9 protein-coding genes and 2 pseudogenes are annotated in these 14,856 nt (G+C 70.0%); 3 read left to right on the top strand and 8 right to left on the bottom strand.

Annotated elements, in window-relative coordinates; all coding sequences use genetic code 11:
* Positions 1 to 41: 41 nt before the first annotated feature.
* Complete coding sequence (locus ACFWY6_RS31370; protein WP_384697480.1) at positions 42 to 1,181, bottom strand: aminoglycoside phosphotransferase family protein; 1,140 nt, start codon at positions 1,179 to 1,181, stop codon at positions 42 to 44.
* A gap of 232 nt (positions 1,182 to 1,413) precedes the next feature.
* Between ACFWY6_RS31370 and ACFWY6_RS31375 the strand changes: the two genes are divergently transcribed.
* Positions 1,414 to 2,913 carry a hypothetical protein gene (locus tag ACFWY6_RS31375; RefSeq protein WP_384697483.1) on the top strand — a complete coding sequence of 500 codons (1,500 nt, stop codon included), beginning with the start codon at positions 1,414 to 1,416 and terminating at the stop codon, positions 2,911 to 2,913.
* Between the two features lie 36 nt (positions 2,914 to 2,949).
* Here the strand turns inward: ACFWY6_RS31375 and ACFWY6_RS31380 are convergent, their stop codons facing one another.
* The 6 genes and pseudogenes from ACFWY6_RS31380 to ACFWY6_RS31405 form a co-directional block, all read right to left on the bottom strand.
* A complete protein-coding gene (locus tag ACFWY6_RS31380) occupies positions 2,950 to 4,374 on the bottom strand; it encodes a PP2C family protein-serine/threonine phosphatase (RefSeq protein WP_384697486.1) in 1,425 nt (474 codons plus the stop codon).
* Positions 4,375 to 4,541: 167 nt separating this feature from the next.
* Entirely contained in the window at positions 4,542 to 5,186 is a 645-nt protein-coding gene (locus ACFWY6_RS31385) for a response regulator transcription factor (protein ID WP_266874090.1), read from the bottom strand.
* A 12-nt stretch (positions 5,187 to 5,198) separates the two neighbouring features.
* Positions 5,199 to 6,590, bottom strand: coding sequence for a sensor histidine kinase (locus tag ACFWY6_RS31390; protein WP_384697490.1), 1,392 nt, complete (start codon positions 6,588 to 6,590; stop codon positions 5,199 to 5,201).
* 16 nt (positions 6,591 to 6,606) lie between these two features.
* Complete coding sequence (locus tag ACFWY6_RS31395) at positions 6,607 to 7,425, bottom strand: ABC transporter permease subunit (protein ID WP_384697494.1); 819 nt, start codon at positions 7,423 to 7,425, stop codon at positions 6,607 to 6,609.
* An 80-nt stretch (positions 7,426 to 7,505) separates the two neighbouring features.
* Positions 7,506 to 8,144: pseudogene (locus tag ACFWY6_RS31400) on the bottom strand (ATP-binding cassette domain-containing protein); the annotation flags it as partial.
* A gap of 1,424 nt (positions 8,145 to 9,568) precedes the next feature.
* Entirely contained in the window at positions 9,569 to 11,467 is a 1,899-nt protein-coding gene (locus ACFWY6_RS31405; protein ID WP_384697513.1) for a protein-arginine deiminase domain-containing protein, read from the bottom strand.
* Positions 11,468 to 12,096: 629 nt separating this feature from the next.
* On the opposite strand from ACFWY6_RS31405, the pseudogene ACFWY6_RS31410 reads away from it, so the two are divergent.
* Positions 12,097 to 12,306 (top strand): annotated as a pseudogene (locus tag ACFWY6_RS31410) (transposase); the annotation flags it as partial.
* A 364-nt stretch (positions 12,307 to 12,670) separates the two neighbouring features.
* Here the strand turns inward: ACFWY6_RS31410 and ACFWY6_RS31415 are convergent.
* Complete coding sequence (locus ACFWY6_RS31415; protein WP_384697498.1) at positions 12,671 to 13,657, bottom strand: GlxA family transcriptional regulator; 987 nt, start codon at positions 13,655 to 13,657, stop codon at positions 12,671 to 12,673.
* Between the two features lie 135 nt (positions 13,658 to 13,792).
* Between ACFWY6_RS31415 and ACFWY6_RS31420 the strand changes: the two genes are divergently transcribed.
* Positions 13,793 to 14,728 (top strand): NADP-dependent oxidoreductase, encoded by a 936-nt coding sequence (locus ACFWY6_RS31420; RefSeq protein WP_384697516.1) that lies wholly within the window; start codon positions 13,793 to 13,795, stop codon positions 14,726 to 14,728.
* The last annotated feature ends 128 nt before the right edge of the window (positions 14,729 to 14,856 follow it).

Here is a 14,856-nt window from a genome sequence, read left to right on the forward strand (position 1 = left end):
GTGCGCCGCTGTCCAAGGCGCACTGCGGACCGTCATCCCCGTCAGCGAGTACCGACCGCCGCCCGCACGGCCCGTCGGGCCAGCTGGCAGTCGTCGTGCAACCGCCTGAGCAGCAGCCGCTGTTCCTCGCCGGACGGCGCAGCACCGGGGTGGGCCGGGCCCGGTGCCGCCGGGGCCGCGTCGTGCATCGAGCGCTGCACGGCCATTTCGTACGTACGGATCTCCCTGGTCAGGATCAGCATCAGGTTGACCAGGAACGCGTCCCGAGCCGCGGGACCCGCGTGCTGGGCGAGCTGACTGATCTCGCGGCGCGCCACCGGCGCGTCACCGAGCACCGCCCAGAGCGTCGCCAGGTCGTACCCCGGCAGATACCAGCCCGCGTGCTCCCAGTCCACGAACACCGGACCGGCAGGCGAGAGCAGGATGTTCGAGAGCAGCGCGTCACCGTGACAGAACTGCCAGGTGTCCTGCTGCCCCGCCGAGTGCGCGATGCCGTGCAGCAGCTTCTGCAGGTCACCCATGTCCCGGTCGGTGAGCAGACCCAGCTCATGGAAGCGGGAGATCCGCTTGCCGTAGTCCATGGGCCTGCCGAACATCTCCTGCGGCGGACGCCACCGGTTGAGGCGGTCGATCGCACCGAGCGCGAGCCGTACGTCCGCGCGCGGCGGCGGCTCCACGGGATGCCGGGTCAGCGCCGCGACGCGGCCCTGCATCCGCTCGATCACCAGCGTGCAGTCCTCCGGGTCCGCGGCGATCAGCCGCGGGGCCCGGACGGGCGGACGGTGCCGGACGAACGAGCGGTATGCCGCTATCTCGTGCCGGATCCGCTCGGCCCACACTGGCGAATGGTCCAGTAAACACTTGGCGATCGCCGTGCTGCGCCCTGTCGTTCCCACCAGGAGCACGGTGCGTCCGCTGCGGCGGAGCACCTGCACCGGGTTGAACTCCGGACAGATGCGGTGCACCGAGGCGATCGCGGTGCGCAGTTGCGCCCCCTGGGGGCCGGACAAGTCGAGTCTCCCGCTGAGCGGTTGGGTGCCGGACCCCGGGACGCGGCGCGTCCGGCCGGCGCCGAGCGACCCGGCCGCCGGCCGCGCGGGCTCCAAGTAGGGGCCGCTGCCCGGCTGTCGGGAGTGCAGCGGCCGGGGCGGGGCGGACACGGAGGACGATGCTGCGTACATGGGCGATACAGATCCCTTCGTGTGCCTGTGAGTTGCCGCGCCACCGGCCCGGACGCCTTGGAGCACCCTGGGGAATGTCCCGAGGTGGTCCGGGTCGGGGTGGCGCATTCCTACCTGACACCCGGCGTCCCCTGGCACACCATGTGGCGCACCCTGGCGAACCCTGGCGAATAGTCGCCCAGCAACTGACAGAGGGTTACTGTCAACTCAGCCGAGAACCTGGGGGCTTGACGTGAACGGACAACCCAACACCCGACTGTCGGACCTTTTCGGCCTGGCAGGCTGGTCCAAGGGGGAGCTCGCGAGACTGGTGAACCGGCAGGCGGCGGCCATGGGCCACCCGCAGCTGGCCACCGACACCTCGCGGGTGCGGCGTTGGATCGACATGGGGGAAATCCCGCGCGATCCCGTGCCCAGGGTGTTGGCGGCTCTGTTCACCGAGCGTCTCGGCCGTGTCGTGACCATTGAGGATCTCGGTCTGGTGCGGCACGGGCGCGTAGGGAAGCGGCGCGGCGACGGGAGTGTGGAGCACCCCGACGGCGTGCCGTGGGCGCCCGAACGGACAGCCGCGGTCCTCACCGAATTCACGGGAATGGACCTCATGCTCAACCGACGCGGCTTGGTGGGCGCGGGCGCTGCGCTTGCCGCAGGCTCCGCACTCAGCAGCGCCATGCACGACTGGCTGCACACCGATCCGGCCCTCGTTGCCGACGCTCCCCGCACCGAACATCCCCTGCATGCCGACCCCGCTGGGTTCGACCGCTATGAGGCCGCCCCTATCGGGTCGCAGGAGATCGAGGAACTGGAGCGCTCCGTCGAGGTGTTCCGGGCCTGGGACGCGGCCCGCGGCGGCGGGCTGCAGCGCAAGGCTGTGGTGGGACAGCTCAACGAAGTGGGCGGCATGCTCGCCTACCGACACCCTGAACATCTCCAGCGGCGCCTGTGGGGCGTCGCTGCCAACCTCGCCGTCCTCGCGGGCTGGATGTCGCACGACGTCGGCCTGGAGCCCACGGCACAGAAGTACTTCGTGATCGCCGCACACGCGGCCCGCGAGGGCGGTGACCGGCCGCGCGCCGGTGAGGCCCTGTCCCGGGCGGCGCGCCAGATGGTGCATCTGGGCCGGCCGGACGACGCCCTTGACCTCATGAAGCTCGCCCAGTCGGGATCGGGCGAGGAGATGCTGCCGCGCACGCAGGCCATGCTCTACACCATCGAGGCCTGGGCACAGGCGTCGATGGGCAAGGGCCAGGCGATGCGCCGCACGCTCGGCATCGCGGAGGATCTCTTCGTGTCCGACAAGGGGGATGTGCCCCCGCCGAGTTGGATGCAGATGTTCGACGAGGCGGACATGCACGGCATGCAGGCGCTGGCCTACCGCACCCTCGCCGATCACGAGGCGTCCGCGGCGGCCACCGCCCAGCGCCATGCGAAGGAGGCGATCGACCTGCGGTCCAAGGGCCGCGACCGGTCGCAGATCTTCGACTACATCTCGCTGGCCTCGGCGTGCTTCATCGCCGACGATCCCGAACAGGCCGATCGGTACGCGCGGTTGGCGCTGGTGTCGATGGGGTCCAACTCCTCGCACCGCACCTGGGACAGGCTGCGGGAGATGTACCGGCTGACCGCTCAGTACTCCGGCTATCCGAAGATCCAGGACCTGCGCGAGGAGATCAAGCTGGCGCTGCCGAAGTCGGCGGGCAAGGGCGGGGGTGGCAAGCGGGTCCAGGTGTGAGGGGCCGGTGCCCGGGTTCTGGCTTGACCCGTGGTTCTAGTTGACCCGTGCGACCAACAGGCAGGCGTCGTCCTCGCGCGGGGCCACGCCGAACTCCTCGACGACCGTCCGTACGCAGTCCTGTGCACCGCCGCGTGTGTCGGTGAAGCGGGGTGCGAGGGCCAGCAGCCTGCTGGTCGCCGCGTCCCTGGCGCGCCGGGGAACAAGGCCGTCGGTGTGCAGCAACAGCACGTCGCCTGGCCGGAGTTGCTCCTCGGCCTGCTCATAGGTGGCGCCGGAGGTCGCCCCGAGGATCACGCCGTCCGGTGGTGTCAGCGCGCGCCCCGTCCCGTCGCGGAACAGCAGCGGGGCGGGGTGGCCCGCCTGCGCCCAGGACAGCGTGCCCGTCGTGGGGGAGTACTGGCAGCAGACCGCGCTGCCCAGGGCCGGTTGGGCGGTGGTGTCCAGTAACTGGTTGAGCCAGCCCATCAGTTGACCGGGGCGCACGCCGGCGACCGCCATGCCGCGCACGGCGCCGAGCAGCATCGCCATGCCGGAGGTGACGGTGACGCCGTGACCGGTGAGATCGCCGACGCTCAACAAGTACTGGCCGTCGGGCAGTTCCATGGCGTCGTACCAGTCACCGCCGATCAGGGCGCTCGTCGACGAGGGGAGGTAGTGCGCGGCAAGGTCGAGAGCCGCGGGTCCGCCGTGCGGGAACCGCAGGGAGCCACGCCACGGCGGCAGCACGGCCTCCTGCAGTTCGACCGCGAGCCGGTGCTCTGTCTGCGCGATGTGCCGCTGGCGCTGCAGCGAGTCACGGGTCTCGCGCACCACTCGCTGGCTGCGGCGCAGCTCGCTGACGTCCCGCAGGACCGCCCACATCGAAGCGGTGCTGCCGTCAGCGGCGAGCACGGGCTCGCCCATCATGTGCACCTGTCGTACGCCGCCGTCGGGCCGCGTGATCCGGAACTCGCCGTCGATCGGCTTACCGTCGATCAGGCAGTCCGTGACCATGGCCGTCAGCATCGGCTGGTCGTCGACGTGCACCAGGGAGGGCAGTTCGTCCAGGGAGAGCGGGGGAGCGTCCGGGTCCCGGCCCAGGATCTGATAGAGCTCGCCGGACCAACTCGCCTCGTCGTTCAGGAGGTTCCACTCCGCGCTGCCGACCCGGCTGAGCAGCGAACCGTGCTGCGGTTCGAGCGGCGGGGGGATGGCCGGCGCCGACGGCTCCGGCGTCGGCGGGACGGGCCCGTCCCGCAACTGCGCCAGGTGGTCGTCCAGGTCGTTGAGCTGGTGCACCGCGAGGTCGCACAGGGCGCGCTGCCAGCGTCCCTGGGGGTCGCCGTGGTCGGTCATGGCGTCGCGGCGTACGGCATCGACCTCGCCGCGGAGCCGACGCGTCTGCGTGATCAGCGCTTCGACCGAGCCGCGTTCGGGCGGCTGGGCGGCTGGGCGGTCCGCGAAGACATGGGACGGCATGAGGTGCTCCGTTGACGATGCGGTGCGACCAGACGGGCGGGATGGACCGCTAATGACTTTCGCACAGCGAGGGGTGGCTCGTAAGGGATTTGGCAACACCCGAGGCGTTGTTGCATCTGGCATATGTCTATGTCCATGGGGTGGGCGACATTCCGCACGCCCCTGCGTCAGCCGCGCAAGTAGCGGATGACGGCCAGCACCCGGCGGTTGTGGTCATGTGACGCGGGCAGGCCCAGCTTCTCGAAGACAGAGGCCACATGCTTCTCGACGGTGCCCGCCGAGACGACGAGGCTCTGCGCGATCGCCGCGTTGGACCGCCCCTCGGCCATCAGGGAGAGCACCTCGCGCTCGCGCTCGGTGAGCGGCGCGAGCTCGGCGGCGCGGTGTCCCGCACCGGCCAACTGCGTGACGACCTCGGGGTCCAGGGCCGTGCCGCCCGCGCCCACCCGCTCCAGGGCATCGGCGAACTCCGCGACATTGGCGACCCGGTCCTTGAGCAGATAGCCGACCCCCGCCGATCCCTCCGCCAGCAGCCGCGTGGCGTACTTCGTCTCGACGTACTGCGAGAAGAGCAGAACGCCCGTGCCGGGGTGATCGCGGCGGATGTCGATGGCCGCGCGCAGTCCCTCGTCCGTGTGGGTCGGCGGCATCCGGATGTCGGTCACCGTGACGTCCGGGCGGTGCTCGGCGACCGCGGCGCGCAAGGCGTCCGCGTCCCCCACGGCCGCACAGATCTCATGCCCCCGCTCGGCGAGCATCTGGGCCAGCAACTCCCGCAGTACCGCGGCATCCTCAGCGATCACGACGCGCATGGCCGCATGCTCTCACGCACGCAGCGGAAGATCGACAGTGACCGCCGTCGGCCCGCCCGCGGGGCTCTTGATTTCTATGCCGCCGTCGACCGTACGCACGCGCTGGACGAGCCCGCTCAGTCCGCTCCCGGCCCCCATCTCCGCGCCGCCCTGCCCGTCGTCACTGACCTGGAGGTAGAGTCGGCCGCCCGACTGGGCCACCGTGATCGCGGCCCGCCGCGCACCGCTGTGCTTGATGACATTGGTGAGCAACTCCGCGGCACAGAAGTACGCGATGGTCTCGATCGCCGGCGTCGGCCGCTCGGGCACCTCCGTCACCAGGTCGACGGGAATGGCACTGCGCGAGGTCAGCGTCGCGAGCGCATCGGGCAGCCCGTCGTCGAGCACGGGCGGATGGATGCCGCGGGCCAGATCGCGCAGTTCGGTGAGCGCGTCGGTGGCGTTCTGATGCGCACCGTCGACCAGTTGACGAATACGGCCGACGTCCAGCGGCGCGCCCCCGTCACCACCGTCGTACTCGGTCAGCCGCTGCCTGACCATGTCCAGACTCATCGCCACCGCGACGAGCCGCACCTGCGCTCCGTCGTGCAGATCGCGCTCGACGCGCCGCAGCAGGGCCACCGAGTCGTCCACGGCGAGCGCCCGGGTCTCCTCCAAGTCACGGACACGGTCGGCGAGTTGGCCGGGACCGAGGAGCGAGCGGATCAGCCAGCGGTCGGTCTCCGTCACCAGCCGGGTCACCCAGGGCGCGCACAGCAGGACGGCCACTCCGACCGCGGCCGCGAAGAAGGTGCCCGCGAAGGTGTCCACGTGCAGCCCGCCGGCGGGAATGGGGGACAGCACCGGCATGCCCTCCGGATCCCCCGCCTCGGGCCGCTGCCCGAACACCGCCCACCGCAGCGGCGCGGTCAGGCTCACCAGTCCCGTCACCCACCACAGGACGGCGTACGCCCCGAGGCAACTGACCGGCAGCTTCGCCAGCGTGTAGGCCGCCGCCCGCCATCCGTTCCCGTCCCACAGCCGGGCATCGATGCGGCTGACGAACCTGCCATCGGGTCGCAGCGGCGGCGGCGACTCGGTCTCCTCGCCCAGCAGCCCCGCGGCCAGCCGACGGTGCAGTTGCCCCAGCGCGCGGGCCAGCTGGAGCCCCGCGATCACCAGCAGCGCGCCGATCACGAAGAACACCACCGACACCGTGAACCCGGTGCCCAGAGCGAGCAGCACCAGGAGGACCGCCCCACCTGCGAGACCGAGCGGGAACCCGATCAGGCAGTACGCCGCCTCGGCCCATGCCCGCCGGGTGAAGGGGGCGCGCAGGACGGCGCGCCCGAGGGCGCGAGCCTTGCTCGCGCCACCTGCTGGCGCGGGGCGCTCCGGCGTGATCATCGGGGGTGTGACGTGCATGGTGTCCAGTGTCCCGTCAGGCATCACGGCGTGCCAGCAAGCGCAGGCCCGCGCCGAGCGCGAGGAGTGTGTAGAGGCAGAGCACCGCGAAGCCCACCCAGGGGGAGAGGACGTCGGCCACGGGCTTGGAAACGGCCAGGGAGTTCCCGGCGATGATGGTCGGGAAGAACTTCGCCACGGTGGTCCCCGAGGCCCCGCCGATGATGGCCGGCAGCACGAACGTGACCGACGCGAGCACGGCTATCGCGCTCGCGGTGTGCCGCGTGATGGCGCCGATTCCGATGCCCATCAAGGCGATGAGCCCCAGGTACGCCCCCGAAAGGAGCACCGCCCGCAGCACCCCCGGATCGCTGAGCGCGGGCTCGGGCAGCCCTTCGCCCAGCGCGGCCCGCCCCGCGAAGAAGGTCACGAACGTGACGGCCTCGCCCACCGCGAGGGAGATACCGCCGTAGACCGCCGCCTTCGCGGCAAGGACCAGACGCCGGTTCGGTGTGGCCGCCAGGGTCGAGCGGATCGTCCCGGACGAATACTCACCGGTGACGACGAGAACGCCCAGCACACCGATCAAGAGCTGCCCGACCGCCACACCGGCCAGCACGTTGTTCGTAGGGTCGAAGGTGGCCGCCTTGTCGGCACTCGGCGCCTTCGTATTCGCCATGGTCACGACGCCGATGGCCACCATGGAGACGATCACGAGAAGCAGCGCCCAGAACGTGGACCGGAGACTGCGGAGCTTGATCCACTCCATGCGGGCGGCATTGCGGAACCCGTATCCCTCACGGGGCGAGCGGGCGTCACGCTTCAGGGCGTGCGACGGCTTTGCAGGGCTGCTCATGACGGAACTCCTCGATAGTCGGCGCTGTCCCCGGTGAGGGCGAAGAAGGCCTCCTCCAGGGAGCGGCCCTGCGCGGTCAGCTCCCGCACCGAGGTGTCGGCGAGCAGCCGGCCCTGGCCTATCACCACCAAGTGATCGGCGGTGAGCGCCATTTCACTGATGAGGTGACTTGAGAGCAGAACCGTGCGCCCCTCGCCGGCCAGGGACTTCATCAAGTCCCTGATCCAGCGCACCCCCTCTGGATCGAGGCCGTTGACGGGCTCATCGAAGAGGAGCACATCCGGATCCCCGAGCAACGCCCCCGCGATACCGAGCCGTTGTGCCATCCCCAGCGAGAACGTCCCCGCCCGGCGGCCCGCGACGGCGGTGAGCCCCACCTGGTCGAGCACCTCGCCGACCCGGGACAGCGCGATGCCGCTGGCGGCCGCGAGCGCAGCCAGGTGAGAGGCCGCGCTGCGCCCGGGATGGAACGTCCGGGCCTCAAGCAGCGCCCCGACCTCACGCATCGGCCAGCGCAATTCGCCGTACGCACGCCCACCGATCCGGGCCTGCCCGGCGTCGGGCCGGTCCAGGCCCATGATCATGCGCATCGTCGTCGACTTGCCCGACCCATTGGGGCCGAGGAACCCGGTGACGGCGCCGGGCCGCACGTCGAAACTCAATGCGTCGACGGCGACGGTGGCGCCGTACCGCTTGGTGAGACCTTGAGCCTCGATCATCACATCTCCTGCCGCAGACACGCAGACCCGGTGGGGTCGGACAACTTCACGTTAGGTCCGCGACAGGACCCGCCGGAACGTGGCTTTCCTCCGTCTGTACTGGGGGTTTTCCCCCACCGGCCGAGGTGTGTTTGCCAAGCCCACACGAGCCAGGCAGAACACGCTGGAGGGTGCTTGGCGCACCGCTGGACTTCGCTCCTGTGCCTGCGAGTTCCCGGGATTTCCCGCGTGGATGTGCACTGGATGTGCACTGGGGTGTCGTCTGCGCTCCCCACCCTGAGCCGCCCGCCGGGGCGCTTCTGCACGTGGCCATTCGGTGGGGTCCACCGCTGGGTGCGCAGGTGTCGGGGCCGTCCGCCGCGACTTCTGCCCAGTTCTGCTTCTGCCTCTTCCGTGAACGCTTGAGAAGAGAGGAGGCCGCCGATGACCTCTGAGTACCGCCATTCCGAGCCATGTGTCGGCCTCTGTAGGGGAGCCGCCGCCGACGCGCACACTGTTGCTCGTAGCGAGCACCCCTCGGCTGACGTTCTTGTTTGGCTTGGGCAACGTGTGGGCCCTGGCGTCGAGCCTGGGCGTGCCGCCGTGGGTGGCGCCGCTGGTGGCGCCGGCAGTGGATCTGTCGGTGCTGGGTCTGCTACTGGCCATCCGTCATATGGCACTGCACGGCGCTCGGCGCGAACAGATGCGCCCCGCTCGTCGCCTCCTGGTCTTCTCGCGTGTGTTGACTTTGGCGATGAACGTATCGGCCCCGGTCATCGTTGGGCAGGTAGGTGAGGCGGCTTTCGACGCCGTTGGGCCACTGCTGCTCATCGGGTGGGCTGAGGTCCCCCCGGTTTGCTGCAGACCATCAGTGGCATGCAGCAGACGGCGGCGCCCAATTGTGCCGAAGGGGAGGGTGCGACTGATGCACTCGCGTATCCGTCCGACGGCCCTTCGGGCACGGCCACTCCGTACGCGGCCCACGACGGTTCCAAGTGGACAACACTTGGTGATTACTTGCTGGCTCGAGCCCGGTGGGAAGTGGACAGCTCGCGCTGCCTTGGTAAGTCGGCGGAGAGCTACGGTTGACGTGGTCAGCACTGACCGCCCAGCAATCGACCCACAACACCGCCGGCGCACCACCGGGGTTTCGCCGCGTTGGCGGAGGCGCTTGACGCGCTTGATCCCATGGGTCCCAGGTTCGATTCGGTGTCGCCGAGGACACCGTGGGTCCCCTCGGCGTGGTGCAGTCGGTGGGACCCCTGTGGATTGCGAGGAGGGGAGCGGGCGGCTCTCTTGGCCGTCGGCAGACTCGCCCAGGTCAGAGTGTCTGGGGCGCGGGCTGCATGGGCTGCATGGGTGGAGCTTTGTCTCTGGAGAATTCGACGGCGTGAGCTGGAGGGGACCGGCGCCCGTGGCGGTGCGCCGGTCCCGTGGGCAGGGCGCTATGCCTTGGGCCACCAGGGGGCGGTGGTGTCGCGCAGCGTGTTGGTGCCGCAGTGCACCTCGCCCATGCCGAGGTGGTACGTGTACCAGTCGTCGATGTAGGACGTGGTGAAGCCGGCCTTCGCGTATACGGAGTTCACGGCCTCGGTAAAGATGTCCCGACCGCCGACGACTGGGCCCCACTGCTGGGGCGCGAGGTAGCGCGTCGGGCTGAGCAGGACGCCGTTGACCGCGCCGGGTATGTAGGCGCTGTTCTGCCAGGCGGCCGCCCGGCCGGTGGCCCGGTCGCCGGAGCCCCGCTCGGAACGGCTGTCGTCGCCGCCGAGCTGGCTGAACTTGCGCAGCGACTCGGGGCCCAGGCGCCGTAGCTTGCGGCTGCCGCTGAGCTCGCTGCGATCGTCGCCGTCGCGCGTGTACAGACCGGGCACCTTGACGATCTCCTCGTCGGTGATGCCGGTCTCCCGCTTGAGGATGGCCAGGTTCGCCTTGATGCGGTCGGCCGCCAGCTTGTTGTCGGCATGGAACTTGGCCTTGGCGAGGACCTGGTCGATGGTCTCCTTGGGCGCCGGGATGTCGGCGGAGCCCGGTACGGAGAACATCTTCGTGCCGCCGTGGCCGTCCCGCTTGGCCTTGCGCAGGAGTTCCACGCCGGCGGCGGGGTCGGCGACGCCGATGCGCCAGCCGCGCGCGGTGTCGGCGGGCAGGAACTGGATGAACTCGTCGACGTGCCCGACCGAGAGCCACGACGTGTCGAGCAGCAGAGGCGCCTGCACTCCCTGGGAGGACAGGAACGTACGCATCGCCTTGGCGGGCTTGGAGCCGTTGTCGGCGCGGTAGCCCTGGATGATGCGTCCGGCGGGGTAGCTCTTACCGCCCAGGGTGTACGGCGGGATGGTCTCCAGGTTGCCCATGGAGTTGAGCGTCGACTCCTCGTTGTCGCGCACCCCGCTGACCTGGACCACGCCCACGTCCGGGCCGCGCAGCTTCTCGAACAGCTCGCGTCCGGCGTCCCGGTCCGGCTGCGCGGAGCGGATGAGGACACGCATCGTGCGCTGCTTGCCGCCCGGGCCCGGCATGCTCGCGTAGGCCGGTTCGACGAAGTCCTGCGCCCAAGGGTCGGCGTACTTGGTGAACTTGGTCATGGGCTTGCTGATCCCGGCGTCCTTCACCTTCTTGGCGAGGTCCTTGACGAACCTCTGCTGGGCGCGGCTGTACTCGCCCTCGCCCTGCACTTCGGTGACGAGGACTTCCTCGGTGCGCTGCAGGTGGTGGTGGGTCAGCACCGGCGCGGTGCGCAGCATGACGTCGTCGGAGTGGGACGTACCGTCGTGAGTGACCGTGAACCGGACCTTCACATCGCCGTTCCACTTGGCCGCGTCCCGCACGACGTCGCTCACCTCGATGCCGAGCTCGACGCCGGAGCGCAACTCACGCGTGGTGAGCTTGTCGGTAGGCCGCAGCAGGGACCGGCGACCGTCGCGCTTGATGAAGAGGTGGGACTTCTTGGCGCCGGGGCCGATGGTCTTGACGGTGCCATGGCTGCCCGCGGTGGTCTGCGGCAACGGCACCGTCTTCAGTCGCGCCAGGTCGGCGGCGTCCCGCGCGCCGTTGACCTTGGTGTCGGACCCGTCGTTGCACCGGGCCAGCCTGGCGTCCGAAAGCGGCCTGCCCTGTGCGTCCTTGACCGGGCAGCGCTTGGTGTCGTCGTCGACGTTCGGCAGGACTATCGCGCCGCGCCGCTGGGTCCAGGTGTTCTCGCCGGCCGTGTCGGTGGCGCCCTCGACGTCGACGGAACCGTCCCTGTTCACGTCGGCCCGCAGGTCGGGTGCCTGGGGCGGCGCGGTGGTGCCGCTCCCGGCCATGGCGGTGGTGCCGATGGCCGCGAGGACGCCGGCCATGCCGGTCGCCAGGGCGATGTTTCTCCATCTGTGTGTGCGCACAGTTCCCCTCCTTGTTCCCGGCCCTCTGGTCAGGTGGCGAGGGCCGTTGAAGAGGAAGAGGGCAATGGGTGCCAGGAGGTTGATGCGACGGAAGTAAACAAGCGAGAGCAGCGGGCGAGGAGTTGACCGCCTCTCGGAACCTGCGCGACCAACTGGTCGCCTCCTGCCCCGAAACAGACGTCCTGGCAGCCCGCTGACGACCAAGGGCTCCAGCCGCCTGGGCCGACCCTGAACGCCTATGGCGCGGTGGTGACCAAGAGCCGACTAGCGAAAGACATTTGACGGTGTGTTGAAGCTTTTCCCTGCTGCGCGAGGCTTCCGGTCATGGCATGGATAGTGCAATGGCACATGTTACATAGTGGTCGTGTGCATGGCGGACAAGGATGGCTCCAACTTGCTGCTGCCACGGTCCGCACAGCACCTCTCCATCGCCGTGCCCGCGCACGCGTACGGGCACGGCCGCCGACTGGCCCGGAGGCCACCTTGAGACACAGATCCTCCGCACTGGGAATTCCTGGACCGAGGTCCTTCGCGTACTTGCTGATAGCGAGTCTGGCCATGTGCTGTCGGATGAACCGTGATCGCTCATCGAGCCGTTGCTGCCCGAACCGGGACCGAAGCTGACACAGGGCAGACCTCGGGTGCCCGATCGGCAGGCCCTGTGCGGGATCTTGTTCGTGCTGCACACCGGTACCCAGTGGGAGCACCTGCCCCAGGAGTTTGGCTTCGGCTCGGGCATGACCTGCTGGCGGCGGCTGGCCGCCTGGAACGAAGTCGGCCTCGCTGATGGTGGCCACCGAAAGGCCACAAGCGCCCGCCCGCAACTGACGGTCGGCGATCTGTGCGCACTTGTGGCTCTTTGGCGTGCGGACGTAGGGCGAACCCTTGAGACCGCGAAGCCTCCGCCATACGCCAGATGTTTCTGTCCAGAACACCCGGATCGACCACGAGCGCGGGCGTGGCCAGCCCGCCCGGCAGCGATATCGTCATCCCTTGGCTCCCACCCTGGAACACTTCGGGATGATCATGGCAGGTTCCCAGGCGGAGCCGTCCAGCAGTCAATGACAGTCACGCAGTTGGAATCGGTGCCTGATGGTGGAGCCGACTTCACCGACGCCTGACCGCCCGACTGTGAGCAGCCGGTGATCCAAACGAAACCGCCTACCCGCCCACAGCCGCCGCCCCCGCCTGAAACGTCTTGCGATACGCCTGCGGTGACACCCCGATGGCCGCCTGCAAGTGCTGCCGCAGCGACGTCCCGGTGGCGAAACCGACCTCTGCCGCGATCCGGTCGACCGCGAGATCGCTGGACTCCAGCAGATGGCGGGCCCGGTGCACCCGCTGCTGGATCAGCCACCGGCCGGGACTCGTGCCCGTCTCCTCCTGGAAGCGGCGCGCGAACGTGCGCGGGCTCATCCGGGCATGCGCCGCCAACTCCCGTAGGGCCAGCGGCCGGTCGAGGTGTTCCATGGCCCAGGCGCGGGTCGCGGCGGTGCCGGTGACGCCCTCGTCCGGCACCGGCTGCTCGATGTACTGGGCCTGGCCGCCCTCCCGCCACGGCGGTACGACACAGTGCCGGGCGACCCGGTTGGCGACCGCGCTGCCGTGGTCGGAGCGGACCATGTGCAGGCACACGTCGATGCCTGACGCGGCGCCCGCCGAGGTGAGCATGTCGCCGTCGTCGACGAACAGCACGTCCGGATCCAGGTCGACCTGGGGGAACATTCGCCGGAAGAGATCCGCGAGCGACCAGTGCGTCGTCGCTGGCCGCCCGTCGAGCAGACCGGCCGCGGCGAGCGTGAACGCCCCCGTGCAGATGGACACCAACCGTGTGCCCGGCCTGATCCGGGCGAGCGCATCGCGCACCGGCTCCGACAGCTCGGCGGTGATGTGCCGCAGGTCGAAGGGCGGTACGACCACCGTGTCCGCGCTCTCCAGCGCCTCGGGGCCGTGCTCGACGGTGATGCTGAAGTCTGCGTTGGTGGCCAGGGTGCGTTCCTCCGTCGCCGCGCAGGTCACCACCTCGTACGCCCCGGGGACCAGCGGGAAGACGCGGTTCGGGATGCCCAGCTCGAAGGGGTAGACGCCGTCGAGAGCGAGGACGGCCACGCGGTGCGGGCGAGCGGGACGGAATTCCATCGAAGCCATGGCACGATTCTATCGCTTAATGGCTATCTTGCCATTGTCCAGGTCAAGCCCTTGCCGCAGGCTGAATCCATGACCAAGAACACCGCTTCTCAGCAGGCTCAGCAGGCACAGCAGGCACAGCAGACCCAGCCGACCATGAAGGCCATCAGCCAGGACGTCCTCGGCGAGCCCGACGTACTGAAGGAGATCGAGGTCCCGCGCCCGAAGCCCGGCGCCGGAGAGATCCTCGTCGCCGTGCACGCGGCGGGCGTGAACCCGACCGACTGGAAGCACCGCGGGCTCGGCTACTTCCTGGGCGAGCCGCCGTTCACGCTCGGCTGGGACGTGTCGGGCGTCGTCGAGGCGGTCGGTATGGGCGTCTCGCTGTTCCAGCCCGGCGACGAGGTCTTCGGGATGCTGCCGTACCCGTACGGAGTCGGCTCGCACGCCGAGTACGTCACCGGCCCCACCCGCGCCTTCGTGCCCAAGCCCGCCACGCTGAGCCACGTCGAGGCGGGCGCGCTGCCACTGGTCGCGCTGACCGCCTGGCAGGCCCTCGTGGACAACGCCCATGTGGAGGCGGGGCAGCGGGTGTTGGTGCATGCGGCGGCCGGTGGCGTGGGCCATGCCGCGGTGCAGATCGCCAAGGCGCGCGGCGCGTACGTCATCGGCACGGCCTCCGCCGCCAAGCACGATTTCGTACGAGGTCTGGGCGCCGACGAGGTCATCGACTACCGCACCGCCGACTTCGTCAAGGAGGCCCGTGACATCGACGTGGTCCTCGACCCGCTGGGCGGCGATGACCGGCTGCGCTCCCTGGAGGTGCTCCGGCCCGGCGGCATCCTGGTGTCGATCCTGCCGGGCAACTTCGGTGAAGTGGCCGAGCGCGCCGCCGAGTTGGGCGTGCGGGCCACGGACATGCTGGTGGAGCACGACCAGGCGGGCATGGCGGCGATCGCGGCACTCGTCGAGTCCGGGCAGCTGAGGGTCCACGTCTCGGACACGTATCCGCTCGCCGATGCGGTCAAGGCCCACGAAGCGGGCGAGACGGGCCGCGTCACGGGGAAGCTGGTGCTCACGGTCCGCCCGTAGGCGCCGGCAGGACGGCGATGGGGGAGGGGCGCGGGGGGCCCCCCCCCCGCCCCCCACCCCGCCGCGGGGGCGCGCGGTGTTCCGGGCCCCCAAGCCCCCCCCCTGGAACCGGAGGGGGGGTGACGGGG

This window comes from Streptomyces sp. NPDC059037 (genome assembly GCF_042740015.1).
Taxonomy (GTDB): Bacteria; Actinomycetota; Actinomycetes; order Streptomycetales; family Streptomycetaceae; genus Streptomyces.

Bases quoted from the DNA above. Each gene is read 5' to 3' on its own strand.
- ACFWY6_RS31415 (WP_384697498.1), bottom strand. From the start codon at position 13,657: ATGGCTTCGATGGAATTCCGTCCCGCTCGCCCGCACCGCGTGGCCGTC.
- ACFWY6_RS31390 (WP_384697490.1), bottom strand. From the start codon at position 6,590: ATGCACGTCACACCCCCGATGATCACGCCGGAGCGCCCCGCGCCAGCA.
- ACFWY6_RS31405 (WP_384697513.1), bottom strand. From the start codon at position 11,467: ATGGCCGGCGTCCTCGCGGCCATCGGCACCACCGCCATGGCCGGGAGC.
- ACFWY6_RS31395 (WP_384697494.1), bottom strand. From the start codon at position 7,425: ATGAGCAGCCCTGCAAAGCCGTCGCACGCCCTGAAGCGTGACGCCCGC.
- ACFWY6_RS31380 (WP_384697486.1), bottom strand. From the start codon at position 4,374: ATGCCGTCCCATGTCTTCGCGGACCGCCCAGCCGCCCAGCCGCCCGAA.
- ACFWY6_RS31370 (WP_384697480.1), bottom strand. From the start codon at position 1,181: ATGTACGCAGCATCGTCCTCCGTGTCCGCCCCGCCCCGGCCGCTGCAC.
- ACFWY6_RS31420 (WP_384697516.1), top strand. From the start codon at position 13,793: ATGAAGGCCATCAGCCAGGACGTCCTCGGCGAGCCCGACGTACTGAAG.
- ACFWY6_RS31385 (WP_266874090.1), bottom strand. From the start codon at position 5,186: ATGCGCGTCGTGATCGCTGAGGATGCCGCGGTACTGCGGGAGTTGCTG.